The organism is Azonexus sp. GW821-FHT04F04, from assembly GCF_059420025.1.
Genome location: NZ_JBWKSX010000014.1, coordinates 1 through 25,389 on the forward strand (window position 1 = coordinate 1; position 25,389 = coordinate 25,389).

Sequence of the window (25,389 nt, forward strand, 5' to 3'; positions counted from 1 at the left end):
AAGGAGTCGAAAGTCATCGTCGCCATCAACAAGGATCCCGATGCACCGATCTTCCAGGTGGCGGATTACGGGCTGGTAGGCGATTTGTTCGAAGTGGTACCGCAACTGGTCGGAGCCGTCGGCTAGAATAGCTATGTGAATCTGACAGATACCTTGATGGGCGAAGGATGGTACTGGGCGGCCTGGATCGCCTGGGGGCTGTTTTTCGCCCGCAGTCTTTGGTGTGCCCCATGGCGGCGGTTAAAAGATTCCGAGCAGCTCAACGTGTGGCTCGGGATGGTGGTTTTGCTCACCGTTGTCTGGAGCCTCAAGGCTGGCATCAAGCCTGGCCTGACGTTTCATCTGCTCGGGGCGACGGTGTTTACCCTCAGCTTCGGGCCGCATCTGGCTTTTGTCGGGCTTTCCTTGGTAACGCTCGGCATCACCTTGAACGGCGCTGCCGGACCGTTCGCCTATGCGGCCAATGCGTTGCTGCTGGCAGGCTTAAGTGTCGGATTGAGCCAGTTTTTCTTCCGCATCTTTGCCGGTGTGCTGCCCAGACATTTCTTCGTCTTTATCTTCGTAAATGGATTTCTTGGCGCTGCATTGACGATTGTCGGTGTTGGTTTTGCTGCTACGGTCCTGTTGGCAACGGCTGGCGCTTATGAGTGGGACTATCTGATCAGCGAATATTTCCCCTATTTTGTGCTGCTTGCGTTCTCGGAAGCATGGTTGTCGGGGATGTTGATGACCTTGTTCGTTGTTTACCGGCCTGAATGGGTCGGCAGCTTCGATGATTCCACTTATCTGGCAGGGAAATAACAGCTACAATTTCAATAATTTAATGTCATTTGGAGTTTCGTCTTTGAGGCGCGTTGCTTATCGCTATGCTTTGCCGGTCTTGATGCTCGCTTTCTCAGGAGGCGCGTTTGCAGTCGGCTTGGGCGATTTGCGTGGGCAGCCGGTTTTGGGGGAGCGGATTCAGCTGGAAATCGATCTCCTTGGCGCAGAAAAGCAGAAGTTTGACGCCAGTTGTTTTCGCCTTGTGCAGCCGTCCGGAGCCGGCGATCTTCCGTGGCTCAGAAAAGCCAGCTTTAGTGTGCGCAAAGGCGTCCAGCCAGTTCTCGAAATTCGTTCGGATGTGCCCTTACGAGAACCGATCATGCAATTGACGGTTTACTTGGGTTGCGGGCATGAAATTTCCCGAGAGTATGTTCTTATGGCATCCCCGGGAGGGGGGCAATCTCTGGCAGATGAGCCACGCCAACGTGAAGTTGCAGCGACTCCCGATCGGCCGGCGGTTCAGCGGCCGGTCCGGGTTCGTTCGGTTGCTCCAGCGGCCGGCGATGAGGCGCCGAAGTTGCCTGTCCGGCGTCCTGATAAACGCCCCGTTGCTCGTGGGATGCCAGACCGCCTGATGCTGTCGGACGATGGCTATGTCGCTGAGCCATCCCTGCGTCTGGCGACTGGGTTGTCCCTCGGTGGTGCAGAGGTAAAGGAGGCGCAGCGGGAAATATTGCGTCTTGAATTCCGGATGTTGATGGCCATGCACGAACAGGCCACGTCGCAAATGGCGACCGCCGAGAAATTGCGGAACATGGAAGGCACATTGGGCGAACTCCAGCAGCGTGCGGCTGAGTTTGCCAAGCGGGTGGAAGCGGATGGCGCGGTACCCGTTCCTGGCTCCTCTTCGGTTGGTGCCGGTGCTCCAGATGTTTCACTACCTTCCGCCGTTACACCATCGCCTGCCGGGGGTATCGCCGTCGGGCAGCAGTCAATACAGCCTTCGGCAGCCGACGAGCAGTCGTCAGGGCTATCGGAGTGGATGCTTTACGGGGTGCTGCTTGGATCGGCGCTCGGGCTGGCCGGTTGGCTCGGGTGGAAAAATTATCGAGAGAAGATGCTGGGTGCCGGCGATTCCGAATCCGCGGTCCTGATTCCCGAATTGAAAATTGACCCGAAGCGCGCCGAAGAGCACGAGGAGCTTGGTGGCGTCGACCTTCCCTTCGAGCCGGTGGCCATGGGCATGCCGATGCAGGTGGATGTCGAGCTTGATGTTGGTGGGAGCGAAAGCTCCTCCGCCTCCAGTGCATCGGAAATGCCGGCGAAGGCCCCTGAGCGCGGGCATGACTCGCTGATGTCGATCAGTGCAACGACTTTGGATGAGCATTTTGAAGCCAATCCTGTCATGGAGCTGGCCGACATCATGCTCTCATTTGGTCGGGTCAAGGGCGCTGCCCAGGCTTTGCAGGAATACATCGACCACAACCCGCAAGAAGCATTGCAACCGTGGATTCGCTTGATGGATGTGTACCGGATGGCCGGTATGCGTGCCGAGTTTGAAAATGTCGCCCGCAACCTCAACCTGCATTTTAATGTCGAGGTTCAGAGTTGGGATGACGCTCTTTCGGGAATAGATGTATCCGGCGAACATCCCGTCGCGCCCCGGCCACAGACCCTGGAAGACCTGCCTCGTCTGGTTACCACGATCGTCGATCTGTGGAATTCCGGTGATGTCGTGGGCTACATGTACCAATTGCTGCGTGATAACCGGGGTGGCCAACGCCTGGGCTTTTCGTTGCCGGTGGTCGAGGATGTGCTGTTCCTGATCGAGCTAAAAGAAACCGCTAACCGTATGGAAAAAATCTGATGAGCGAATATCTTGCCCCCCTGAAAGAAATGCGTTTTGCCATGCAGGAACTGGCTGGTCTTGATCAGGTGGTTTCTCTGCCCGGGTGTGAAGAGGCAACGCCAGACGTCGTTGACGCCATTCTGGAAGAGGCTGCCCGCTTCGCCGGTGAGGTTTTGTCACCATTGAACCGGGTTGGCGACAGGGATGGCGCCAAATGGAAGGATACCGTTGTTACGACTTCGCCTGGGTTCAAGGAAGCCTATCGCCAGTTTGTTGACAATGGCTGGAACGGCCTGGGTTGCGACCCCGAGTTTGGTGGGCAGGGCTTGCCCAAGCTCCTGTCTACGGCTGTCAGTGAAATGTGGAAAGCGTCCAATCACGCCTTCTCGCTGTGCCCGATGTTGACACAGGGCGCCATCGAGGCTTTGATGATTGCGGGTACAGATGAGCAGAAGGCGGCTTATCTGCCAAATCTGGTGTCCGGTGAGTGGACCGGCACAATGAACCTGACCGAGCCTTCGGCGGGTTCCGATTTGGCGGCAGTGCGTTCGCGCGCCGAGCCAGTCGGTGACGGGACGTACAGGGTTTTCGGACAGAAGATATTTATCACTTACGGTGAGCACGACATGGCGGACAACATCGTCCATCTCGTGTTGGCGCGAACCCCGAATGCACCTGAAGGTGTCAAGGGCATTTCTCTATTCGTTGTGCCGAAGTTCCTGCTCAAGGCTGACGGCACGCCGGGTGAGCGAAATGACGTTTATTGCGTGTCCATCGAACACAAATTGGGCATTCATGGCAGCCCCACGGCCGTGCTGGCCTTCGGCGACCACGGTGGCGCTATCGGCACGCTGGTTGGCGAGGAAAATCGTGGTCTCGAGTACATGTTCATCATGATGAACGCTGCCCGCTTTAACGTCGGCCTTGAAGGTCTGGGCGACGCCGAGCGTGCCTATCAGCGTGCAGTGGTCTATGCCAGGGAGCGCGTACAGGGTACGGAAGTTGGTGTCCGGGGTGGCCCGAAAGTGCCGATCATCAAGCATCCGGATGTTCGCCGCATGTTGCTGTCCATGCGCGCCCGCATTGAGGCGATGCGGGCTCTGGCTTATGTGACGGCCGCCGCGCAGGACAACGCGCATGGCAATCCGGATGACGTTGCGCGTGAAAAAGCCAGGGCTTTCGCCGATTTATTGATTCCGGTTGTCAAGGGGTGGAGTACCGAGAGCGCCATTGATATCGCTTCGCTGGGCGTGCAAGTCCATGGTGGCATGGGTTATATCGAGGAAACCGGTGCCGCGCAGCATCTGCGCGATGCGCGCATTACCGCCATCTACGAGGGAACGACGGCCATTCAGGCCAATGACCTGATTGGGCGCAAGATTGCTCGTGAAAAGGGTGCAACGGTCATGACTGTGATTGCAGACATGCGATCAGCGGCAACACAACTTGATGGCGATCTGGCGGCAATTGGTGCGCGCCAGAATGCTGCGGTCGACGCGCTGGAAAAGGCTGTTTTCTGGATCGTTGCGAATTTCTCTACGGATCCCAAAGCTGCACATGCCGGAGCTGTGCCATTTCTCCACCTGTTCGGTATCGTGGCGGGCGGTTGGCAGATGGGGCGTGCCGCCGTGATCGCGCGCAGCAAGATTGCCGCAGGAGAAACAGATCCTTTCTGGGTGGCAAAACTGTCAACGACGCGGTTTTATGCCGATCATTTCCTGACTCAGGCTGCTGGTCTGGCCGAGTCTGTGGTGGCTGGTGCGGTCGGGGCCCTGGAGCTGGCAGACGACAGTTTCTGACAATCAGTCTCCTGTTTTCCCCAAAAGCCCACGATAGTTGATATAATCGTGGGCTTTTCAACCTTGCCCTACCGCACCCGCATGGTGGAGGGTTTATCCCAAAAGGAGATTGCATGCGCCATTACGAAATCTGCTTTATCGTCCATCCGGACCAAAGCGAACAGGTGCCCGGCATGGTCGAGCGCTATCGCGCCATTGTTGCTGCCAAGAACGGTACCATTCATCGTCTGGAAGACTGGGGCCGCCGTCAACTGGCTTACCCGATCCAGAAGATCCACAAGGCTCACTACGTTCTGATGAACATCGAGTGCGACGGCGAAACGCTGAACGAACTCGAGCATTCGTTCAAGTTCAACGACGCCGTGCTGCGCCACCTGACCGTCAAGATGAAAGCGGCTGTGACGACTCCTTCCCCGATGATGAAGGAAGAGAAATCCAAGTCGATGATGCCTACTGACGCAGCTCCGGCTGTTCAGGCTGAACCGGCTGCTGCTTAAGACTCTGTACGGGAAGTAAGGGCTGAACTGCATCACACTCTCGGGAAAACTGGTCGAGCGCAAGGCATTGCGCTACACACCGGCTGGTGTCCCGGTTAGCGAAGGATGGCTGCAACACAGCTCCTCGCAAACTGAAAGTGGTGCAGAGCGTTTGGTGGAAGTGGAAATTGCTGTCGTGGCCTTGGGCGAAACTGCCCGCTGGCTGGAGGCAGCACCCCTCGGAGGGGTGGTCAAACTGACCGGATTTCTTGCTGCCAAGAGCCGCAACAGCAAAGCTCCCGTGCTGCATGTGAATACACTCGAATTTTTGGAAGGAAATGAAAATGGCTCGGTTCTTCAAGAAGAAGGATGACGACAAGAAAAAGAAGCGCGGTGGCGGCCTGTTCAAGCGTCGCAAGTTCTGCCGCTTCACAGCTGAAAAGGTCGAACAGATCGACTACAAGGATGTGGATGTCCTCAAGGAATTCATCCAGGAAAACGCCAAGATCATGCCGGCTCGTCTGACCGGCACCAAGGCCGGCTATCAGCGCCAGCTGGGTACTGCTATCAAGCGCGCCCGCTTCATGGCACTGCTGCCGTACACCGACAACCATCAATAATTTTCGAGGAGACGAAACATGCAAATCATTCTGCTCGAAAAGGTTGTCAACCTCGGTAACCTCGGTGATGTCGTCAAGGTCAAGGACGGCTATGCCCGTAATTTCCTGATTCCGCAACGCATGGCCAAGCGTGCTACGCCGGCTGCCATGGCTGAATTTGAAGTCCGCCGCGCTGAACTGGAGAAGCTCGCTGCTGAAAAGCTCGCTGCTGCCCAGGGTGTTGCCGACAAGATGAACGGTACTGTTGTCTCCGTCGCCCGCAAGGCCGGCATGGACGGTCGCCTGTTCGGTTCAGTTGGTAACGTTGATATCGCCGAAGCTCTCAAGGCTGCTGGTTTCGATGTCGACAAGGCGTCCATCCGCATGCCGGACGGTCCGCTCAAGGCAATCGGCGAGTTCCCGCTCAACGTGGCTCTGCACACCGATGTGCTGGCCAACATTACCGTGGCCGTGGTCGCCGAGTAATTCCGGACATCACCCACCAAAAAGGCCTCGCGATTGCGAGGCCTTTTTAATTTAAACTTGCCGCCATGAATCAACGTCCGCCAAAGCCAAGAATCTCTGATTCCACCCTCGATCACCTGCGTGTTCCTCCTCACTCAATCGAGGCCGAGCAGTCTGTTTTGGGTGGCTTGTTGCTTGATAATCAGGCTTGGGACCGAATCGGCGATCAGGTTGCCGAAACCGATTTTTATCGGGATGAGCACCGGCGTATTTTCCGGCAGATTCGCAAGTTATTGGATAACGCCAAGCCGGCCGATGTGGTCACTGTTGCCGAGGCGCTTGATGCGGCTGGGGAGGGCGACCAAACCGGTGGGCTGGCTTATCTTGGTGAGCTGGCGGCCAATACGCCCTCGGCGGCAAATATCAAACGTTACGCTGAAATCGTTCGCGAGCGTTCTGTGTTGCGCAAGCTTGTTGCCACAGCCGATGAAATCGCTGCCGATGCGCTGAATCCTCTGGGCCGGGATGCCGAGACGCTGCTTGATGAAGCGGAATCGAAGATTTTCAGGATTGCTGAAGCAGGTGCCGGGCATAGCGAAGGTTTCGTCCATATCAACCCCTTGTTGACCCAGGTGGTTGAGCGGATTCAGGAGTTGCATGATCGAGACAATCCTTCCGATATAACGGGCGTTCCGACCGGTTTCATCGATCTTGACCAGAAAACGTCAGGTTTTCAGCCGGGAGACCTGATTATTGTTGCGGGTCGTCCGTCGATGGGGAAGACGGCGTTTGCGCTGAATATTGCTGAAAACGTTGCGGTCGAAAGCGGTTTGCCGGTTGGCGTATTTTCGATGGAAATGGGTGGTGCCCAGTTGGCCATGCGGATGCTGGCTTCGATTGGGCGTCTCAATTCCCAAAGCCTGCGTACGGGCAGGATGAACGACGAGGAATGGTCAAAGCTATCCTTCGCGCTGGGAAAGCTGCATGAAGCGCCGATTTATATCGATGAAACGGGCGGCTTGAGCCCGGCTAATCTGCGCGCTCGCGCCCGGCGTCTGGCGCGTCAATATGGCGGGAAATTGGGGCTGATTGTCATCGACTACATCCAGCTCATGAGCGGTAACCGGCAAGGGGAGAATCGGGCGACCGAAGTTTCGGAGATTTCCCGCTCGATCAAATCCCTGGCCAAAGAGCTGCAGGTGCCCATTGTTGCCCTATCGCAGTTGTCGCGGAAGGTCGAGGAGCGGACTGACAAGCGACCAATGATGTCCGACTTGCGTGAATCAGGCGCTATCGAACAGGATGCCGACGTGATCCTGATGATGTACCGCGACGAGTATTACAACAAGGAAAGCCAGGACAACAAGGGTCTGGCTGAAGTTATTATCGGCAAGCAGCGTAACGGCCCGACCGGTACGGTGCGCCTGAACTTCGTCGGCGAATTTACTCGCTTCCAGAATCTGGCTAGCGGCGGCTTCATCGATTCGCAGAACTGAGGTTCGTTTACAGTACGACCTGCCGGGTCCGGATGCTGTACTGGAGGGCTGCCTCGGGGCGGCTACCCGATGACTCCAGTTGCGGCATGAGGAGAAATGGGACGGCAGAATTCTTTCCTGGCAAGACGACATCAGTTCCCAGGTTGAAGGCAATCCAGTTCATTTCCCAGACGCCGAACAGGATTTTCTTCAGCGAGATCAGCTTGCTGTCGCGATCGGAAAGAACTTCCAGAGAAATTGCCCGGCGCACATCGCTGGGATCAACGGGGATCCATCCGTAGCCAGGTACGTAAAACTCGGCCCGGACGTGATGACCGTGCGTCGCATCATCGCTACTCAGTCCGAGGCTTCTAAACAGCCGTGACGATCCGGTACGCATGCCGTAAACGCAGCGTGCCGGGATGCCGATGGCCCGGCAGATGGAAACGAAGAGGCCGTTGATGTCAGCCGAGCGCCCGCCGTATTGTCCTTGGATTAACTGTCGGCGCACATCTCCGGTACCGCAGCCGGGCAGACTTAAGTCATAAGTCGTGTTGTCGACAACCCATTCGTAGATGGCTTTGGCTTGGGCAACCGGATCCTTGATGCGCCCGAGGATGCGTTCACCGAGCTGAAAGGCCAGTCCATCATTGGGGATGAGCTGGGAGGCTTGCAGGTTGCGGCGCAGGATATCTTCCCGCTCTGGGGCAACTGTCCGTTTGGTGACGTCGAAATGGCGGTCGGCGGTGGTCACCAGCGTGGTAAGTTGAAGTCGGGCATCGCCGCTGTCCGGCCATTCGCAGTAGAAGACCTCAAGGTCGCCATCTGGCAGGCGGCGCATGCTGGCGTTGGCCTGATTGCCGGCCCACGTGTGTCCGAGGGTCCGCTGATACAGCGTATCCTGGTTGAGAGGCAGGGGCAGCCAGAGCTTGGCGGCACCGCTTCTGTTTTTGAGGTTGACCGTCGTCGTGATTTCAAAGGTACGCCATTCGCTCGGTGGTTCCGGCGCTTTGACGGGCGGCAGACGGGAGGCGGACGTGCCTTGCGGCGGTCGCTCAATGACCGGGTCGTCAGCGGTATGGGCGACCGGTTCGCGCGGCTTGTAGCTGACTTTGCCTTTTTGCCTCAAGGCTGGCTTTTTCGACCCCTTGCCGGCTGAGCCCCTGGCTTTGCCTGCTGTTGCCTTGGATGAAGTGGCTTTGGCCTGCTTTTTTGCCGCCCAGGCGTCGGTAACGAATAGCGAGAGTGCTGCGGCTGATGCCAGAAAGTCGCGACGTTTCAAGAAACTCCTCCGGCTGAAACAATCCGTGGTTGAAACGAAAAGGCCGTGTCACTGACACGGCCCCTTGATTAATGAATTAATTATAGCACTTCGCCCGCGTGGTCAGCCAAGCGGGAGCGCTCTCCGCGTTGTAACGTTATGTGACCGGAGTGCGGCCAACCCTTGAAGCGGTCGACGACGTAGGTCAGGCCGGAACTGCCTTCGGTCAGGTAGGGCGTATCGATCTGCGCGATGTTGCCCAGGCAGACGACCTTGGTGCCCGGGCCAGCACGGGTGACCAGCGTTTTCATCTGTTTCGGCGTCAGGTTCTGCGCTTCGTCGATGATCAGGTATTTCTTGAGGAAGGTCCGGCCGCGCATGAAGTTCATCGACTTGACCTTGATCCGCGAACGGATGATGTCGTTGGTCGCCGCCTTGCCCCAGTCGCCGCCGTAGGCGCCACTGCTCGCTTCGTCGGTGTGGGTCAGGACGTCGAGGTTGTCTTCGAGGGCACCCATCCACGGTGCCATCTTTTCTTCCTCGGTGCCTGGCAGGAAGCCGATATCTTCACCAACCGGAACGGTGGCGCGGGTCATGATGATTTCGGCGAACAGCTTGCTTTCGAGCACCTGGGTCAGTCCGGCGGCCAGCGTCAGCAGCGTCTTGCCGGTACCGGCCTGGCCAAGCAGGGTGACGAAATCGATGTCCGGGTTCATGAGCAGGTTCATCGCGAAATTCTGTTCGCGATTGCGCGCCATGATGCCCCACACCGCATTCTTCGGATGGGTGTAGTCGATCAGGGTTTCGAGGATCGCGGTCTTGCCCGCAGATTCCTTGACGATGGCCGTGAAGCCGTCCTTTTCGAGCCAGATGCATTCATTAACCAGCATCTGCGGGCAGAGCGGGCCGGTGACCTTGTAGTAGGTCCGGCTGTCCTTCTTCCACGACTCCATGCCCTTGCCGTGCTTGTCCCAGAAATTGTCGGGCAGGGCGCGGGTGCCGGTGTAGAGGATGTCGGTATCCTCGAGCACCTTGTCGTTGAAGTAGTCCTCGGCGAGCAGATTGAGGGCACGCGACTTGATGCGCATGTTGATGTCTTTCGACACCAGAATCACCGGGCGCTTGGGAAATTTCTTCTGGAGGTGGATAACCACCGAGAGAATCTGGTTGTCGACCTTGGAGGTCGGCAGGCCTTGCGGCAGATCGGCGCTGATTGCTTCGGTCTGCAGGTAGAGCCGGCCGCTGGCCAGCTTTTTCGACGGGGCGTAGAGGTCGATGCCTTCGTCGATGTCGTCCTCGCCATTGGCGGCCAGCAATTCGTCGAGCATACGGGACGTCTGGCGGGCATTGCGGGCAATTTCGGACATGCCCTTCTTGTGGTTGTCGAGTTCTTCCAGCGTCATGATGGGCAGGAAGACGTCGTGTTCTTCGAATCTGAAAAGACTGCTGGGATCGTGCATGAGCACGTTGGTATCGAGGACGAAAATCTTGGTAACGGCGGGCTTTTTTGTGGCTGCGGGCTTGCGCGGCATGGATTGGGCCTTGGGTTAGGTTGATTGAGGGTGGTTAAAGGGTTTTGACAAAATCGAGCACTTCCTGAACGTGGCCGGGAACTTTGACGCCACGCCATTCCCGGCGCAGAACGCCGTTGCGGTCGATGACGAAGGTGCTGCGTTCGATGCCCCGCACCTGTTTCCCATACATGTTTTTCATTTTCATGACAGCGAACAAGGTGCAGATGGCTTCATCGACATCCGAGCCCAGTTCGAAGGGGAAGCTTTGTTTGGCCTTGAAGTTCTCATGCGACTTCAGGCTGTCCCGCGAAATGCCGAGAACGACCGCGTTGGCGGCGACGAATTGGTCATGCAGGTCGCGGAAATTTTGGCCCTGGGTGGTACAACCCGGGGTGCTGTCCTTCGGGTAAAAATAGATCACGACGACCTTGCCGGCCTGGGCGGCCAAGTTGAAAGTGGCGCCGCTGGTCGCCGGCAGTGAGAAGTCGGGGATTGGGGTATCGAGCATGGCAATGCCTCTGTGTTGTGGTGTTTGAGGCATTGTGGGCAATTCACTGCAGGCAGGTCAAGCGGCGCGGCGGGCATTTGTTAAACTTCTGCCCATGCGAAAAATCTGTGCGAGCCTCGTTGTCGTCATTGCCCTGTCCGGTTGCGGGCAGGCCTGGAACGATCCGTACCCGGTCGCCGATGCTGGTCGCAACATTCTCTACACGGCCTTTACTGACCGCCCCAAGCATCTCGACCCGGCGCAGTCCTATGCCGAAGACGAGATTACCTTCACCGGGCAAATCTACGAACCGCCGCTGCAATACCACTACCTGAAGCGGCCTTACGAGTTGAATCCGTCTACCGTCGAGCAAGTGCCGGTGCCGCGCTTCTACGACGCCGCCGGGCGTGAACTGCCGCATGATGCACCGGTTGAACGCATCGTCGAGAGCGTCTACGAGCTTAAACTCAGGCCGGGCATCCGTTTTCAGCCGCATCCGGCCTTCGCCCTCGATTCCCACGGTCAACCGGAAATTTTGACCAAAAATGAAATCGCCAAACGGCAGACCATGGCTGATTTCACCAACTTCGGCACACGTGAGCTGACGGCTGACGACTACATCTACCAGATCAAGCGCCTGGCCCACCCGCGCCTGCATTCGCCGATCTTCGGCATGATGGCCGACAAGATCGTCGGCCTCAAGGCGCTCGGTGACAGCCTGCAGAAAGCAGCCAGGGACAAGCCGGCGAACGAATGGCTCGATCTCGATGCCTACCCGCTGAGCGGCGTCGAGAAGGTCGACGCGCTGACCTGGCGCATTCGCATCAAGGGTAAGTACCCGCAGTTTCTCTACTGGCTGGCCATGCCGTTTTTCGCACCGGTGCCGCGCGAGGTCGACCGCTTCTTCAGCCAGCCGGGCATGGCCGAAAAGAACCTGACGCTCGACTGGTGGCCTGTTGGCACCGGCCCGTTCATGCTCAGCGAAAACGATCCGAACCGCCGCATGGTTCTCTCCCGAAACCCGAATTTTCACGGCCAGGCCTACCCCTGCGAAGGTGAGCCGGGCGACCATGCCGCCGGCTTGCTCGACGATTGCGGCAAGCCGCTACCTTTCCTCGACCAGGCCATTTTTACCCGGGAAAAGGAGGCGATTCCCTACTGGAACAAGTTCCTGCAGGGTTACTACGACGCCTCCGGAATCTCCTCCGACAGCTTCGACCAGGCCGTGCGGGTCAATGTCGGCGGTGACGTGGCGCTGACCGATGAAATGCGTGACAAAGGCATTCGCCTGCTCACCTCGGTCAAGTCGTCGACCTTCTACATGGGTTTCAACATGCTCGACCCGGTCATCGGCGGCCTTTCGCCACGGGCGACCAAGTTGCGCCAGGCTATTTCGATTGCCATCGACCAGGAAGAGTACATCTCCATCTTCCAGAATGGCCGCGGCATCGCCGCGCAAAGCCCGCTACCACCGGGTATCTTCGGTTTCGAAGCGGGTGAGCAGGGGATCGACAGCACCGTTTACGACTGGGTCGATGGCAAGCCGAAGCGCAAGCCGGTCGAGGTCGCCAAAAAACTGGTCGCCGAAGCCGGCTATCCGAACGGCCGCGATGAAAAGACCGGCGAGCCGCTCGTCGTCAACCTCGATACCACGGGCGGCGGTATGGGCGAGAAATCGCGGCTTGACTGGTTGACCCGGCAATTCGCCAAGATCGACGTGCAATTGGTCGTCCGCTCGACCGACTTCAACCGCTTTCAAGACAAGATTCGCAAGGGCAACGTCCAGCTCTATTACTTCGGCTGGAACGCCGATTACCCGGACCCGGAAAACTTCTTTTTCCTGCTCGACGGCAATGAAAGCAAGGTCGCCAAGGGCGGCGAGAACGCCTCGAACTACGCCAACCCGGAATTCGACCGCCTGTTCCTGCGCATGAAGAACATGGACAACACACCCGAGCGCCTGGGCATCGTCCGCCAGATGAACCGCATCCTGCACCACGACGCGCCGTGGGTCTTCGGCCTGCACCCGAAAAGCTACACTCTGAGCCATCGCTGGCTCAAGAATCGCAAGCCGAGCGACGTTGGTAACAACACCTTGAAATACCAGCGCATCGACACCGCTGAACGCGCTGCTGCCCGCCGCGAATGGAATGGCCCTGTGCTCTGGCCGCTCGGACTCGGCCTGCTGGTGCTGGTGCTGGCCATCATCCCGGCCGTTGTCGGCTATCGTCGCCGCGAGCGTCGGGCCGCGCTCAAGTGAAGCTGGTCGAGCGCCAGCAAGGGCTGGATGCTGAACTGCTCAACTTTCACGACCTGTGGCATCCGCAGCCCTTTCGTGATCCTCGCCCGCAGTGGTGCGAGCGCTGGCCGTCGTTGTTCGATGAACTGATGGGGTTGCCCGAAACCGATATTGCGCGCCTAAACGATGACAGCGAGGCTGCGTTGGCTCTGCTCGCCCGCCATATTCCGGCCGTCTCCACGCTGGCTTCTTTGGCCGAATTGCCGGTGTTACAAGGAGCATCGTTGCCCGACCGAGGCGCGCACTGGGCTTGGGAAATCCCCGGGCGGAAGCGCGAGCAGATCGAAGCCTTCGCCGCAGCGGCCGGTCAGGGCCGGCAACCAGTACTCGACTGGTGCGGCGGCAAGGGCCACCTTGGCCGCCTGCTGGCGCTGACCTGGCAGACGCCAGTGCATACCCTCGAAATCGATGCCGGTTTGTGCAAGGCGGGCGAGGGTCTGGCCCAACGCGCCGGAGTACGGCAGGAATTTGTCGTTTCTGATGCGTTGACCGCAACAGCCTGGCCGCGGGCCGGCCAGCATGCCGTCGCCCTGCACGCCTGCGGCGAGTTGCATCGCCGCTTGATCCGCGATGGTGTCGCCAAAGGCGTGGCTGCCTTTGATGTTGCGCCATGTTGCTATCACCGCGGCGTGGCCGAGAACTATCAGGCGCAGTCGGCCAATCTGCAATTGTCGCTGACGCGCGACGACACCCGTCTGGCCGTGACCGAAACTGTCACTTCGTCACCACGGGAAACGCGGCAGCGGGATCGGGCCATCGCCTGGAAGCTCGGGTTCGATACCTATCGCCGGGCGGTGACGGACGATGTCTACCACAATTTCAAACCAGTGCCCGAAGTCTGGATACGCGCCGAATTTGCCGATTTTTTGGGGCGGATGGCGGAACGGGAGGGCTTGCCGCTACCATCAGCATCTGTTGTCGCAGAGTTCGAAGTCCGCGGCTGGCAGCGGCGTAACGAAGTCATGCGGCTATCCATCGTCCGCCATGCCTTCCGCCGGGCCATCGAAGTCTGGCTTGCCCTCGATCAGGCTTGTTTTCTCGCTGAGCGGGGCTACGAGGTAGGCCTGGGTAGCTTCTGCAACCGGCGTCTGACGCCGCGCAACCTGCTTATTTCGGCACGACTAGCCTAGCCAGATAATCGGCCAGTTGGCTCGGATGGTCGATGATCAGATTGGCACCCCAAGCATGCAATGGCCCGCTGTCGCCGAGATAACCATAGGAAACGGCCACCGTTTTGCAACCAGCGGCGTTGCCGGCGACGATGTCGCGCCGGTCGTCACCGACGTAAAGCGCCCGTTCCGGTCGGCAGCGGAGCAGTTGGCAGGCATGCAGGATAGGCAAGGGCGAAGGCTTCGCCTCGGCCGTGGTGTCGCCGCTGACAACACAGTTGGTGCGGGGTGTCAGCTGCAATAACTCGACGAGTGGATCGGTAAAGCGCATGCGCTTGTTGGTGACGATGCCCCAACCCAGATTCAAGGCCTCCAGCGCATCAAGCAATTCCGGAATGCCATCGAACAGGCGGGTGGCATCGCACAGTCGCCCGGCGTAAATCTCAAGAAAACGCTGTGACAGACGTTCGTAGCTCGGGTGCGAGCTATCGATACCGAAGCCCGCGTTGAGCAGTCCCCGAACGCCTTGCGAGGTATATGGCCTGAGCGCGGTCAGGGATTGCTGCGGTCGACCTTCCTCCTGCAGCAAAATATTGACTGCTTCGCCGAGGTCGGGTGCCGTGTCGGCCAGCGTCCCGTCCAGGTCGAAGAGAACGGCATCAAACATGCCGTGTCGCGCGCATCAGGTAATTGACGCTGGTGTCCGTTCCCAGCGAATAGACTTTGCTTAGCGGGTTGTAGCTCATGCCGACCACTTCGTCCGGCTCGATGCCAGCCAGCTTGGCCCAGCGCGCCAGTTCGGATGGCTTGATGAACTTGGCGTAGTCATGCGTCCCTCGGGGTAGCATGTTCATGACGTATTCAGCCCCGATCACTGCGAAGAGGTAGGACTTCGGATTGCGGTTCAATGTGGACAGGAAAACCTGCCCGCCCGGTTTGACCAAACGCGCGCAGGCGGCGATGACACTGGACGGGTTCGGCACATGCTCGAGCATTTCGAGGCAGGTCACCGCGTCGAAAGCGCCCGGCATTTCGACTGCCAGATGTTCGACCGAAATCTTGCGGTAATCAACCTTCTGGCCGCTTTCCAGCAAATGCAATTTGGCGACGCCGAGCGGTTTTTCCGAGAGGTCGATGCCGGTCACGTTGGCGCCACGTACCGCCATGCCTTCCGACAGCAAGCCGCCACCACAGCCGACATCAAGGATGCGCTTGCCGGCAAGGCCGATGGCCTGGTCGATCCAGTCCAGTCGAAGCGGATTGATATCGTGCAGCGGCTTGAATTCGCTGTTCGGATCCCACCAGTGGTGGGCGAGATCACCAAACTTTTCCAGTTCGGCTGGGTCGGCGTTGAGTATGGTCATTATGTTGAGAAAATTTGATCGGAAAAGAAAAAGCCCCGCTGGGCGGGGCTTTCATTGAAGCGTCGGCCGATTACTTGGTGCCGATGACTTCGATATCAACGCGACGATCCGGCTGCAGGCAGTCGATCAGGGCCTTGGTCTTGGCGTTGCCCTTGCACTTGTCGCCGGTGACCGGCTGCTTCTCGCCCTTGCCTTCGGTGTAAACACGGTTGGCTTCGATGCCCTTGGCAACCAGGTATTCCTTGACCGCGGCAGCGCGCTTTTCGGACAGCTTCTGGTTGTAGGCGTCGCCACCGATACGGTCGGTGTGGCCAACGGCCAGGATCACTTCGAGCTTGATGGCCTTGGCCTTGGAGACCAGCTCGTCGAGCTTGGCCTTGCCGGCCGGACGCAGGACAGCCTTGTTGAAGTCGAACAGGGCGTCGGCAGCGACGGTGATCTTTTCGCCGGACGGCTTGACGCCGGTAGCAGCGGCCGGAGCCGGAGCAGCTGCAACCTTCGGTTCGCAGGCTTCCTTCGGCAGCAGGTCCTTGTCGCATTCGCAACCTGCCTTGTCGGCAGCGGCAGCGGCCGGGGTCCAGTAGCCATCGCGCCAGCACAGGCCGAAGCCGGACTTGGCGACGACGTCACGACCGTCGATCAGGTAAACGCGTTCTTGGGCAACAGCGGTAAAACCGATACCGGCCAGCAGGGCCAGAACCAGAGATTTTTTGGCGATATTTTTGATCATTGTTTTCCCTCGTTGAAGAAAATTTGAAAATCTTTAACCCGCGCTATGGCAAAGCTCAAGGCCGCCGGCGGACTTCCAAACCATTTTGCCATAGTGCAACGGCCGATTCCAAGTGCTTTTGGTCGTTGTTGAGTAAAGTTTTGTGGTCTACGCAACACTTTCCGGCCACCCATACATGACTGACGCATTCTCGCCCGGCAACATTGACGAGATGTGACAGCGGATCGAAACATGGGCGCATTTCAAGAGTGCCGAGATCGACGGCGCATAGGTCGGCGGACTTGCCAGGGGAAATCGAGCCGATTTCGTTGCCCAGGCCCAAGGCGTTGGCTGCATTGAGAGTTGCCATGCGCAGGATGTCTCGGGCCGGCAGGGCGCTGGCATCTCCTGTCAGGCCTTTGGCGAGGAGGGAGGCCAGGCGCATTTCACCGAACATGTCGAGGCGATTGTTGCTGGCTGCGCCATCGGTGCCTAAGCCGACATTAATGCCAAGTTGTCGCATCCGCGCCACAGGCGCAAAGCCGCTGGCCAATTTGAGATTGGATGTCGGGCAGTGCGCGATGCTGCATCCGGTGGCCGCCAGTAGCTGCAATTCGTCTTCGTCAAGGTGTACTGCGTGCACGCCGAGGAAGTTGGGTCCAAGCTGGCCAAGTTGCCGCAGGCGTTCCAGTGGCCGGCGATTGTGTTGTTTGAGGCTGTCCTCAATTTCCTGTCGCGTTTCGTGGATGTGGCAATGCACTGGCAAGTTCATCTGCTCGGAAAGCGTCAGGATTCTGTCGAAAGTGCTGTCGGCGACGGTGTAGGGGGCGTGCGGGGCAAGGCAGAAGCCGATCAGCGGGTCGTTCAGCCAGGTTTCGCGAACAGCCAGTCCCTTGTTCAGGTAGTCGTCGGCGTCGCTGGCGTAGGGCGTCGGGAATTCGAGTGCAATGATGCCGAGCATGGCGCGCATGCCGGCTTCGGAGGCGGCGGCCGCGGCGGCGTCAGGGAAGAAATACATGTCGTTGAAGCAGGTGATGCCGCCCTTGAGCATTTCGGCGCAGGCGAGGCGGGTGCCGTCATAGACGAACTGAGCCGACATGTGGGCAGTTTCGGCCGGCCAGATATGTTTTTGCAGCCAGTCCATGAGCGGCTGGTCGTCGGCCAGGCCGCGCATCAGCGCCATTGCGGCATGGGCGTGCAGGTTGATCAGGCCGGGGATCAGGATGTGATCCGGTAGGCTGATGTGCTTGCCTGGCGCAAAGCGGGCGTGCGCTTCGCCGCTGGGTAGAACGGCCAGGATACGACCGGCGTCAACGGCGACGGCGTGATTGGTCAACACGGCGTCGGGGGCGACCGTGGCAATCCAGCGGGCGTCGATCAGCAGGTCGATTACTTCGGGTGTTGTTGTCATGTAAAACGGGGTCTGTACGGTTAAGTTGGCGTGTTAAAATAGCAAATTACGCTTGAATCAACTAATAAGGCATCGCGCAAGCGGTGCGAATGTGAGACATGGACCAATTCGCCAAAGAAACATTGCCGATCAGCCTCGAAGACGAGATGCGGCGTTCTTATCTCGATTACGCCATGAGCGTGATCGTTGGCCGGGCATTGCCGGATGCGCGCGATGGCCTGAAGCCGGTGCATCGCCGGGTGTTGTTCGCGATGCACGAGCTGAACAACGACTGGAACAAGGCGTACAAGAAATCGGCCCGTATCGTCGGTGACGTGATCGGTAAGTACCACCCGCACGGCGACACCGCGGTCTATGACACGATCGTCCGCATGGCGCAGGATTTCTCGCTGCGCTACATGCTGGTTGATGGCCAGGGTAACTTCGGTTCGGTGGATGGCGACAACGCGGCGGCGATGCGTTACACCGAAGTCCGTATGGCCAAGATCGGCCATCAGCTGCTCGAAGACCTTGACAAGGAAACCGTCGATTTCGGGCCGAACTACGACGGTTCCGAGAATGAGCCGCTGGTCATGCCGGCGCGTATCCCCAATCTGCTGATCAACGGTTCGTCCGGTATCGCGGTGGGTATGGCGACCAATATTCCGCCGCACAACCTCAATGAAGTTATCGCTGGTTGTCTGGCCATGCTGGAAAACCCGGCAATCACCATCGAGGAATTGATTGCCTACATTCCGGCGCCGGATTTTCCGACGGCTGGCCTGATCTATGGCATGACCGGTGTCCGCGAGGGTTACCAGACTGGCCGCGGCCGCGTCATCATGCGCGCTCGCACGCACTTCGAGGACATGGAAAAGGGTAATGGTCGTCAGGCGCTGATCGTCGACGAGATTCCCTACCAGGTGAACAAGAAGTCGCTGATCGAGAAGATCGCCGAGCTGGTCAATGAGAAGAAGATCGAGGGTATTTCCGACATCCGCGACGAGTCGGACAAGTCGGGCATGCGCATCGTCATTGAGCTGAAGCGTGGCGAAGTCGGCGAGGTCATCCTCAACAACCTGTACAAGCAGACGCAGTTGCAGGACACCTTCGGCATGAACATGGTGGCGCTGGTCGATGGCCAGCCACGCCTGCTCAACCTCAAGCAGATGCTTGAGTGCTTCCTGTCGCACCGTCGCGAAGTCATTACGCGACGCACTGTTTTCGAGCTGCGCAAGGCGCGCGAACGCGGCCACATTCTTGAAGGTCTGGCTGTCGCGCTGTCCAACGTCGACGACATCATCACCCTGATCAAGGCGGCACCGACGCCGGCTGACGCCAAACGCGGCCTCATGGAGCGTACCTGGCGCAGCGCCGTGGTCGAGGAAATGTTGGTACGTGCCGCTTCCGATGCTTCGCGTCCGGACGGTCTGGCGCCGGAGTTCGGTTTGTCGGAGCAGGGTTATCGGCTGTCCGATGCCCAGGCCCAGGCCATTCTCGAGCTGCGCCTGCAACGCCTGACCGGGCTGGAGCAGGACAAGATCGTCAGCGAGTACAAGGACGTCATGGCCAAGATCCTCGATCTGCTCGACATCCTGGCCAAGCCGGAACGCATCACCGAAATCATCGTCACCGAACTGGTGGCGATCCGCGAACAGTTCGGCGACGAGCGTCGCTCGGAAATCATCCTGCAGACCCATGAACTGAGCCTCGAAGACCTGATCACGCCGCAGGACATGGTTGTCACGCTGTCGCACGGCGGCTACATCAAGGCCCAGCCGCTGGCCGATTACCGCGCCCAGAAGCGCGGCGGGCGGGGCAAGCAGGCGGCGGCGATCAAGGACGAGGATTTCGTCGATCACCTGTTCGTGGCCAATACCCACGATTACATCCTGTGCTTCTCGAACCGCGGACGCTGCTACTGGCTCAAGGTTTACGAAGCGCCGCAGGGCAGCCGGGTCAGCCGCGGCAAGCCGATCGTCAATCTGTTCCCGCTCGAAGAGGGCGAACGGATCAACGCCGTGCTGCCGGTCAAGGAATTTTCCGACGACCAGTACGTGTTCATGGCCACCGTCATGGGCACCGTCAAGAAGACCCCGCTGTCCGATTACTCGAACCCGCGCAAGGCCGGCATCATTGCCGTGGCGCTCGACGAGGGCGATTACCTGATCGGCGTCGAGCTGACCAGCGGGACGAGCGATATCGTGCTTGTTTCGAATGCCGGCAAGGCCGTCTGGTTCGACGAAGAAGACGTCCGTCCGATGGGCCGTGGCGCTCGCGGTGTGCGTGGCATGCGTCTGATGGAAGGTCAGTCGGTCATTTCGCTATTGGTCGCCGAGAGCGATCAACAGACGGTGCTCGTCGCCACCGAGAACGGTTTCGGCAAGCGCACCGTGCTGGCCGATTTCCGCCACTCCGGTCGCGGCACGCAGGGCGTGCGCGCCATTGCCGACAGTGAGCGCAACGGTATTGTCGTTGGCGCCAAACTGGTCAATGACGAAGACGAAATCATGCTGATCACCACCGGCGGCGTGCTGATCCGAACCCGCGTCGCGGAAATCCGCGGCATGGGCCGGGCGACGCAGGGCGTCACGCTGATCTCGCTGGATGACGGCGAGAAGCTGGCCGGTCTGGAGAAGGTCGCTGAATCGGTGGCCGAGGTCGATGCTGAAGCAGAATCCGAGGCAGAAATCGTGAATCCCACGGTCAACCCGGAAAATGGGCCAAATCCGGAATCATCCGAACCCAACGAAGGTGGAGAAGCATAAATGAGCCGCATCTGGAATTTCAGCGCCGGTCCGGCTGCTCTTCCCGAGGAAGTCCTGCGCCAGGCGCAGGAAGAGCTGCTCGACTGGCATGGCGCCGGTTGCAGCGTCATGGAGATGAGCCATCGCGGCAAGGAGTTCGGCAGCATTCTCGGCCAGGCCGAAGCCGACCTACGTGAGCTGATGGGCATTCCCGAGCAATACAAGGTCCTCTTCCTGCAGGGCGGGGCGACGCAGCAGTTCGCGCAGATTCCGATGAACCTGCTGGCCGGTCGTTCGGCCGACTACATCGTGACCGGTTCGTGGTCGAAGAAGGCTTTCAAGGAAGCGCAGCGCATCGGTAACGTTCGTTGTGCCGCGACGACCGAGAGCAGCGGCTTCACCCGCCTGCCGGTGGCCGAGGAAATCAAGCTCGACCCGTTCGCCGCCTACCTGCACGTGTGCACCAACGAAACGATCCACGGCGTAGAAATTCCCGCCGAGCGCATTGCCGATACCGGCGTGCCGCTGGTTGCCGACATGTCGTCGCATATCCTGTCGCGGCCGGTCAATGTCGAGAAATTCGGCCTGATTTACGCCGGGGCTCAGAAGAACATCGGTCCGTCCGGACTGACGCTAGTTGTCGTGCATCGCGACCTGCTCGGCATGGCGCCGTTGAATATCCCGACGGTCATGGATTACGCCGTGATGGCCGAAAACGGGTCGATGCTCAACACGCCGCCGACCTTCGGCATCTACATCGCCGGCCTGGTTTTCCAGTGGCTCAAGCGGCAGGGCGGTTTGTCGGGTATTGCTGCGGTCAACGCCGAAAAAGCACGAATTTTGTATTCCGCCATTGACGATTCCGACGGTTTCTACACCAACCCGGTCGATCCGGATTGTCGCTCGGCCATGAACGTGCCGTTCATTCTCGGCAATGCCGACCTTGATGCCGCTTTCTTGGCCGAGGCCAAGGCGGCCGGCGTGCTCGGTTTGAAGGGACACAAGTCGGTTGGCGGCATGCGCGCCTCGATCTACAACGCCGTGTCGCTGGAAGCCGTGCAGGCGCTGGTGGCATTCATGAACGATTTCGCCAAACGTAACGGTTGAGTTTATGAGCGACCCGCAGCAAACCGACTTGCAAAAAGCCCTGGCCGGCGTGCGCGCCGAAATCGATATTATCGACAGCGAATTGCTGCGCCTCCTCAACCAGCGGGCCCGTTGCGCCCAGAAGGTTGGCGAGATCAAGGCCGAGCATGGCGAAGCCGGGCATATCTATCGCCCCGAGCGCGAAGCCCAGGTTTTGCGCCGTCTGCAGGACGCCAATCCGGGTCCATTGCCAAACGAAAATATCACCTTCTTCTTCCGGGAAGTGATGTCGGCCTGCCTGTCGCTCGAAGAGCCGCTCGGCATTTCCTTCCTCGGGCCCCTCGGTTCCTTTACCGGCAGCGCGGCGACCAAGCATTTCGGCCACGCTGCCCGCTTGTTGCCGCAGGCGTCGATCGACGACGTGTTCCGCGAAGTCGAATCGGGTCACGCTCACTATGCCGTGGTGCCGGTCGAGAATTCGACCGAAGGCGCCGTCGGCCGGACGATGGATCTGCTGCTCGGCACGCCGCTCAAGATTTGCGGCGAAGTCGTGTTGCGCATCCACCAGAACCTGCTGACCAACGAAACCGATCTGGGCAAGATCACCAAGGTTTATTCGCACGCCCAGTCGCTGGCCCAGTGCCACGAATGGCTCAATCGCAACCTGCCGGGTATCCCGCGCATTTCGGTGTCGAGCAATTCACTGGCTGCCCAGATGGCTGCTGACGAGCCAGGCACGGCGGCAATTGCCGGGGTCGCTGCGGCCGAACGCTACAACCTGCCCAAGCTGGTCGAAAACATCGAGGACGAGCCGAACAATACGACGCGTTTCCTGATCCTCGGCAAGCACGACGCGGCGATTTCCGGTCGCGACAAGACCTCGCTGATCATGTCGGCGCCAAACCGCACCGGCGCCCTGCACGAACTGCTGCTGCCCCTGTCGACGGCGGGGGTTTCGATGTGTCGGCTGGAGTCGCGGCCGGCCAGGAACGCCTTGTGGGAATATGTTTTCTACGTCGATATCGAAGGCCATCACGACGAGCCGGCGATCAAGGCCGCATTGGAAAAACTGGCTGGCTACGCCGCCTATCTGAAAATTCTCGGGTCTTACCCGGTTGCCGTTTATTGAGGAAGTTTCGATGAGTCTTGCCGATCAGGCGTTGCCTTACGTTCGCGCCATTTCGCCCTACCAGCCGGGCAAGCCGATCACCGAACTGGCCCGTGAAACGGGCATTCCGGTAGACAAGATCGTCAAGCTGGCTTCCAACGAAAATCCGCTGGGCATGAGCCCGAAGGCGAAGAAGGCCGTTGAGGCGGCGATCAGCGGCGTCGAACGCTATCCCGATCAGTTTGACCTGATCGCCAAAGTGGCCGAGCGCTGTGGTCTGGCGCAAAACCAGGTGGTCCTCGGCAACGGCTCGAACGACGTGCTCGACCTGATCGCCCGCGTTTTCCTGGCGCCGGGCCGCTCAGCGGTATTCGCCCAGCACGCCTTCGCCGTTTATCCGTTGGCCACGCTGTCGATCGGTGGCGAACTGATCTCGATACCAGCCAAGAATTACGGTCACGACCTCGACGCCATGCGCGCCGCTATCCGGCCCGATACGCGCATCGTGTGGATCGCCAACCCGAACAATCCGACCGGCAATTTCGTGCCCTATCCGGAAGTGCGCGCCTTCCTCGAAGCTGTGCCGAAGGATGTCGTTGTCGTGCTCGACGAGGCTTACAACGAATACCTGCCGCCGGAAGATCGCGTCGATACGGCAACCTGGATCAAGGATTTCTCCAACCTCGTCGTTTGCCGCACGATGTCGAAGATCTACGGCCTGGCCGGCCTGCGCATTGGTTATGCACTGGCTTCGGCCGAGGTTGCCGACCTCATGAACCGTGTTCGCCAGCCGTTCAACGTCAATAATCTGGCGCTGGCCGGGGCACTGGCGGCGCTTGATGACGACGAATTCCTGCAGGCTAGCTACGAGCTGAACCGGCGTGGCATGGCGCAGATTGTCGCCGGCCTGGAAAAGCTGGGCCTCGAATACATCAAGCCGCACGGCAACTTCGTCACCTTCAAGGTCGGCGATGGTGCCGGGATCAATCAAAAGCTCCTGAACCTGGGCGTCATCGTACGGCCAATCGGGGGCTATGGTATGCCGGAATGGCTGCGCGTGACCATCGGTACCGAGGCGGAAAATGCCCGGTTCCTCGAAGCGCTGGAGCAGGTGATCTAAAACCATGGCCAAATTCGGCAAAGTCGTCGTCTTTGGCACCGGCCTGATCGGCGGCTCCTTCTCGCTGGCGCTCAAGGAAGCGGAAGCGGTCGAGGAGGTCGTCGGTTTCGGCCGTACGCCGGCTACCTTGCGCAAGGCGCAGGAACTGGGCGTCATTGATCGGGCCGGGATCAATCCAACCCACGAAATCGAGGATGCCGACATCGTTCTGGTGGCAACGCCGGTGGCGCAGATGGCCGATATTTTCGAGCGTATCGGACCGTATCTAGGGCCGAATACCATCGTTACTGACGGCGGTTCGACCAAGGGCGACGTGGTTGCTGCTGCTCGAGCTGCGCTGGGCGACCGGATCGGCCAGTTCGTGCCGGCTCACCCGATTGCCGGTGCGGAAAACAGTGGCCCGGCGGCAGCGCGCTGGGATCTTTACCAGGGCAAGAAGGTCGTCGTTACGCCCTTGCCGGAAAACAGCGACGAGGCGCTAGATCACATCAAGCGCGCCTGGTCGCTTTGCGGCGCCGATATCTACGAGCTGACGCCGGAAATGCATGACCGTGTTTTCGCCGCGGTCAGCCATCTGCCGCATCTGCTCTCCTACGCGCTGGTGCATCAACTGGCCGTGCGCGATGACGCCGATCTGTTCTTCACCTTCGCCGCCTCGGGATTCCGCGATTTCACGCGGATCGCCGCCAGCCACCCGGAAATGTGGCGCGACATCTGCCTCGCCAACCGCGAAGCGCTGCTCGGCGAACTCGACTGCTACCGCGCCCAACTCGACGAACTGCGCACGGCGCTGGCCCGCAACGATGGCGAGCGCCTCGAAGAAGTCTTCGGCATCGCGCGTCGCGCCCGCCGCGACTGGGCCGGCGAGGGCTGATGTCCCGGCTGCTTCAGGCGCTGCTCCTCGGGTTGGCGCTGACGCTGCCGATCATCGCTGAAGCCGAAACGCCGGTCATTCTGCTGGCAAATGTCTATCGCGATCAGGTCGACGTCTCCCGCTATCTGGCCAGTGAAAAGCTCGATGGCGTGCGGGCAATCTGGGACGGGCAGACGCTGCGCTTCCGTAGCGGAAAAACCATCAACGCACCGGGCTGGTTTCTCGCCGGCTTGCCGAAACAGCCGCTCGACGGCGAACTGTGGATTGCTCGCGGTCAGTTCGAGCGCGTTTCCGGCATTGTCCGGCGGGAGATTTCCGACGACGCGGCCTGGCGTGAGGTGCGCTACATGATTTTTGAATTGCCGGGTGCGCCGGGTACATTCAGCGAGCGGGCCGAACAGATACGGTTTTTGGTACGGCAGGCCAACGTCCCGTGGCTATTTGAAATTAAGCAGTTTTTTCCGGTTGACCGTGGCAATCTCAAAAAACGCCTCGACGAGGTCGTTCGGGCTGGTGGCGAAGGACTGATGCTGCATCTGGCCGATGCGCCTTACGAGACCGGGCGCAGCGATGTGCTGCTCAAAGTAAAACCTTGGCAGGATGCCGAAGCGGTGGTCATCGGTCATCAGCCGGGCAAAGGCCGTTTTGCCGGCATGCTGGGGGCCTTGAAAGTGCGCACGCCAGGAGGTAAGGAATTTCTGTTGGGCACCGGTTTTTCGGCGAAGCAGAGACGTGAGCCGCCTGCGTTGGGTACAACGGTGACGTACCGCTACCGCGATATCACGAGTAAGGGACAGCCCCGGTTTGCCAGTTTTCTGCGCATCCGGGACGAATAACTCGGTACAAGTCCGGCGCCAATTCTTTACCTCGGTTGTAATGCGTCCATGACCTCGAAC

The 25,389-nt window shown here is 59.4% G+C and carries 23 protein-coding genes and 1 pseudogene; 17 read left to right on the plus strand and 7 right to left on the minus strand.

Features of this window, described 5'->3' with window-relative positions; translation table 11 throughout:
- The 9 genes and pseudogenes from AC07TV_RS20185 to dnaB form a co-directional block, all read left to right on the plus strand.
- Window positions 1-126, plus strand: a pseudogene (locus tag AC07TV_RS20185) (electron transfer flavoprotein subunit alpha/FixB family protein); the annotation flags it as partial.
- A gap of 9 nt (window positions 127-135) precedes the next feature.
- Entirely contained in the window at window positions 136-801 is a 666-nt protein-coding gene (locus AC07TV_RS20190; protein WP_494650173.1) for an energy-coupling factor ABC transporter permease, read from the plus strand.
- The gene (locus AC07TV_RS20195) at window positions 773-2,629 is read left to right on the plus strand and encodes a type IV pilus assembly protein FimV (RefSeq protein WP_494650174.1); all 1,857 of its coding nucleotides are present in this window, start codon (window positions 773-775) and stop codon (window positions 2,627-2,629) included. The genes AC07TV_RS20190 and AC07TV_RS20195 overlap by 29 nt, the downstream gene beginning before the upstream one ends.
- A complete protein-coding gene (locus AC07TV_RS20200; protein ID WP_494650175.1) occupies window positions 2,629-4,410 on the plus strand; it encodes an acyl-CoA dehydrogenase in 1,782 nt (593 codons plus the stop codon). The genes AC07TV_RS20195 and AC07TV_RS20200 overlap by 1 nt, the downstream gene beginning before the upstream one ends.
- Before the next feature lie 113 nt (window positions 4,411-4,523).
- Window positions 4,524-4,907, plus strand: a complete 384-nt coding sequence (rpsF, locus tag AC07TV_RS20205) for a 30S ribosomal protein S6 (RefSeq protein WP_494650176.1) — start codon at window positions 4,524-4,526, stop codon at window positions 4,905-4,907.
- A gap of 31 nt (window positions 4,908-4,938) precedes the next feature.
- Window positions 4,939-5,259 (plus strand): primosomal replication protein N, encoded by a 321-nt coding sequence (gene priB / locus AC07TV_RS20210; RefSeq protein ID WP_494650250.1) that lies wholly within the window; start codon window positions 4,939-4,941, stop codon window positions 5,257-5,259.
- Entirely contained in the window at window positions 5,231-5,506 is a 276-nt protein-coding gene (gene rpsR / locus AC07TV_RS20215) for a 30S ribosomal protein S18 (RefSeq protein WP_011286983.1), read from the plus strand. The genes priB and rpsR overlap by 29 nt, the downstream gene beginning before the upstream one ends.
- An 18-nt stretch (window positions 5,507-5,524) precedes the next feature.
- Window positions 5,525-5,971 carry a 50S ribosomal protein L9 gene (gene rplI, locus AC07TV_RS20220; RefSeq protein WP_494650177.1) on the plus strand — a complete coding sequence of 149 codons (447 nt, stop codon included), beginning with the start codon at window positions 5,525-5,527 and terminating at the stop codon, window positions 5,969-5,971.
- A 65-nt stretch (window positions 5,972-6,036) separates the two neighbouring features.
- On the plus strand, window positions 6,037-7,446 hold the full coding sequence (gene dnaB / locus AC07TV_RS20225; RefSeq protein ID WP_226495975.1) for a replicative DNA helicase: 1,410 nt from the start codon (window positions 6,037-6,039) through the stop codon (window positions 7,444-7,446).
- 7 nt (window positions 7,447-7,453) lie between these two features.
- Here dnaB and AC07TV_RS20230 read toward each other — a convergent pair whose 3' ends face one another.
- The 3 genes from AC07TV_RS20230 to AC07TV_RS20240 all read right to left on the minus strand — a co-directional run bounded on the left by AC07TV_RS20230 (window position 7,454) and on the right by AC07TV_RS20240 (window position 10,708).
- Window positions 7,454-8,707: a transglutaminase-like domain-containing protein gene (locus tag AC07TV_RS20230; RefSeq protein ID WP_494650178.1), complete on the minus strand. Its 1,254-nt coding sequence runs from the start codon at window positions 8,705-8,707 to the stop codon at window positions 7,454-7,456.
- An 80-nt stretch (window positions 8,708-8,787) separates the two neighbouring features.
- Window positions 8,788-10,218 carry a PhoH family protein gene (locus tag AC07TV_RS20235; protein WP_494650179.1) on the minus strand — a complete coding sequence of 477 codons (1,431 nt, stop codon included), beginning with the start codon at window positions 10,216-10,218 and terminating at the stop codon, window positions 8,788-8,790.
- Between the two features lie 34 nt (window positions 10,219-10,252).
- On the minus strand, window positions 10,253-10,708 hold the full coding sequence (locus AC07TV_RS20240; RefSeq protein ID WP_494650180.1) for a peroxiredoxin: 456 nt from the start codon (window positions 10,706-10,708) through the stop codon (window positions 10,253-10,255).
- A gap of 94 nt (window positions 10,709-10,802) precedes the next feature.
- Here AC07TV_RS20240 and AC07TV_RS20245 point away from each other — a divergent pair, with 94 nt between their 5' ends.
- Together AC07TV_RS20245 and AC07TV_RS20250 are read left to right on the plus strand one after the other, a co-directional pair.
- Window positions 10,803-12,947, plus strand: coding sequence for an ABC transporter substrate-binding protein (locus tag AC07TV_RS20245; protein WP_494650181.1), 2,145 nt, complete (start codon window positions 10,803-10,805; stop codon window positions 12,945-12,947).
- Window positions 12,944-14,116: a methyltransferase gene (locus AC07TV_RS20250; RefSeq protein WP_494650182.1), complete on the plus strand. Its 1,173-nt coding sequence runs from the start codon at window positions 12,944-12,946 to the stop codon at window positions 14,114-14,116. The genes AC07TV_RS20245 and AC07TV_RS20250 overlap by 4 nt, the downstream gene beginning before the upstream one ends.
- Here AC07TV_RS20250 and AC07TV_RS20255 read toward each other — a convergent pair.
- The 4 genes from AC07TV_RS20255 to AC07TV_RS20270 form a co-directional block, all read right to left on the minus strand.
- Window positions 14,094-14,762 carry an HAD family hydrolase gene (locus AC07TV_RS20255; RefSeq protein WP_494650183.1) on the minus strand — a complete coding sequence of 223 codons (669 nt, stop codon included), beginning with the start codon at window positions 14,760-14,762 and terminating at the stop codon, window positions 14,094-14,096. The two genes, AC07TV_RS20250 and AC07TV_RS20255, sit on opposite strands and share 23 nt — an antisense overlap.
- Entirely contained in the window at window positions 14,755-15,459 is a 705-nt protein-coding gene (gene ubiG / locus AC07TV_RS20260) for a bifunctional 2-polyprenyl-6-hydroxyphenol methylase/3-demethylubiquinol 3-O-methyltransferase UbiG (RefSeq protein ID WP_494650184.1), read from the minus strand. The genes AC07TV_RS20255 and ubiG overlap by 8 nt, the downstream gene beginning before the upstream one ends.
- Before the next feature lie 70 nt (window positions 15,460-15,529).
- The gene (locus AC07TV_RS20265) at window positions 15,530-16,189 is read right to left on the minus strand and encodes an OmpA family protein (protein ID WP_226404453.1); all 660 of its coding nucleotides are present in this window, start codon (window positions 16,187-16,189) and stop codon (window positions 15,530-15,532) included.
- Between the two features lie 55 nt (window positions 16,190-16,244).
- Window positions 16,245-17,579, minus strand: a complete 1,335-nt coding sequence (locus AC07TV_RS20270; RefSeq protein WP_494650185.1) for a TRZ/ATZ family hydrolase — start codon at window positions 17,577-17,579, stop codon at window positions 16,245-16,247.
- 98 nt (window positions 17,580-17,677) lie between these two features.
- Between AC07TV_RS20270 and gyrA the strand changes: the two genes are divergently transcribed.
- From gyrA to AC07TV_RS20300, 6 genes are read left to right on the plus strand one after another with little or no spacing between them, the layout of a single operon-like run.
- The gene (gene gyrA / locus AC07TV_RS20275; protein ID WP_494650186.1) at window positions 17,678-20,326 is read left to right on the plus strand and encodes a DNA gyrase subunit A; all 2,649 of its coding nucleotides are present in this window, start codon (window positions 17,678-17,680) and stop codon (window positions 20,324-20,326) included.
- The gene (serC, locus tag AC07TV_RS20280) at window positions 20,327-21,412 is read left to right on the plus strand and encodes a 3-phosphoserine/phosphohydroxythreonine transaminase (protein ID WP_494650187.1); all 1,086 of its coding nucleotides are present in this window, start codon (window positions 20,327-20,329) and stop codon (window positions 21,410-21,412) included. It abuts the gene before it with no gap.
- 28 nt (window positions 21,413-21,440) lie between these two features.
- Window positions 21,441-22,520, plus strand: a complete 1,080-nt coding sequence (gene pheA / locus AC07TV_RS20285; protein ID WP_494650251.1) for a prephenate dehydratase — start codon at window positions 21,441-21,443, stop codon at window positions 22,518-22,520.
- A 10-nt stretch (window positions 22,521-22,530) separates the two neighbouring features.
- A complete protein-coding gene (gene hisC / locus AC07TV_RS20290) occupies window positions 22,531-23,619 on the plus strand; it encodes a histidinol-phosphate transaminase (RefSeq protein ID WP_494650188.1) in 1,089 nt (362 codons plus the stop codon).
- Window positions 23,620-23,623: 4 nt separating this feature from the next.
- Window positions 23,624-24,493 (plus strand): prephenate dehydrogenase, encoded by an 870-nt coding sequence (locus AC07TV_RS20295; protein WP_494650189.1) that lies wholly within the window; start codon window positions 23,624-23,626, stop codon window positions 24,491-24,493.
- Window positions 24,493-25,329, plus strand: a complete 837-nt coding sequence (locus AC07TV_RS20300) for a DNA ligase (protein WP_494650190.1) — start codon at window positions 24,493-24,495, stop codon at window positions 25,327-25,329. Before AC07TV_RS20295 ends, AC07TV_RS20300 begins: the two co-directional genes overlap by 1 nt.
- Window positions 25,330-25,389: the final 60 nt, after the last annotated feature.

Bases quoted from the DNA above. Each gene is read 5' to 3' on its own strand.
- AC07TV_RS20195 (WP_494650174.1), top strand. From the start codon at position 773: ATGATTCCACTTATCTGGCAGGGAAATAACAGCTACAATTTCAATAAT.
- AC07TV_RS20200 (WP_494650175.1), top strand. From the start codon at position 2,629: ATGAGCGAATATCTTGCCCCCCTGAAAGAAATGCGTTTTGCCATGCAG.
- rpsF (WP_494650176.1), top strand. From the start codon at position 4,524: ATGCGCCATTACGAAATCTGCTTTATCGTCCATCCGGACCAAAGCGAA.
- rpsR (WP_011286983.1), top strand. From the start codon at position 5,231: ATGGCTCGGTTCTTCAAGAAGAAGGATGACGACAAGAAAAAGAAGCGC.
- rplI (WP_494650177.1), top strand. From the start codon at position 5,525: ATGCAAATCATTCTGCTCGAAAAGGTTGTCAACCTCGGTAACCTCGGT.
- dnaB (WP_226495975.1), top strand. From the start codon at position 6,037: ATGAATCAACGTCCGCCAAAGCCAAGAATCTCTGATTCCACCCTCGAT.
- AC07TV_RS20235 (WP_494650179.1), bottom strand. From the start codon at position 10,218: ATGCCGCGCAAGCCCGCAGCCACAAAAAAGCCCGCCGTTACCAAGATT.
- AC07TV_RS20240 (WP_494650180.1), bottom strand. From the start codon at position 10,708: ATGCTCGATACCCCAATCCCCGACTTCTCACTGCCGGCGACCAGCGGC.
- AC07TV_RS20245 (WP_494650181.1), top strand. From the start codon at position 10,803: ATGCGAAAAATCTGTGCGAGCCTCGTTGTCGTCATTGCCCTGTCCGGT.
- AC07TV_RS20255 (WP_494650183.1), bottom strand. From the start codon at position 14,762: ATGTTTGATGCCGTTCTCTTCGACCTGGACGGGACGCTGGCCGACACG.
- ubiG (WP_494650184.1), bottom strand. From the start codon at position 15,459: ATGACCATACTCAACGCCGACCCAGCCGAACTGGAAAAGTTTGGTGAT.
- AC07TV_RS20265 (WP_226404453.1), bottom strand. From the start codon at position 16,189: ATGATCAAAAATATCGCCAAAAAATCTCTGGTTCTGGCCCTGCTGGCC.
- AC07TV_RS20270 (WP_494650185.1), bottom strand. From the start codon at position 17,579: ATGACAACAACACCCGAAGTAATCGACCTGCTGATCGACGCCCGCTGG.
- gyrA (WP_494650186.1), top strand. From the start codon at position 17,678: ATGGACCAATTCGCCAAAGAAACATTGCCGATCAGCCTCGAAGACGAG.
- serC (WP_494650187.1), top strand. From the start codon at position 20,327: ATGAGCCGCATCTGGAATTTCAGCGCCGGTCCGGCTGCTCTTCCCGAG.
- hisC (WP_494650188.1), top strand. From the start codon at position 22,531: ATGAGTCTTGCCGATCAGGCGTTGCCTTACGTTCGCGCCATTTCGCCC.
- AC07TV_RS20295 (WP_494650189.1), top strand. From the start codon at position 23,624: ATGGCCAAATTCGGCAAAGTCGTCGTCTTTGGCACCGGCCTGATCGGC.
- AC07TV_RS20300 (WP_494650190.1), top strand. From the start codon at position 24,493: ATGTCCCGGCTGCTTCAGGCGCTGCTCCTCGGGTTGGCGCTGACGCTG.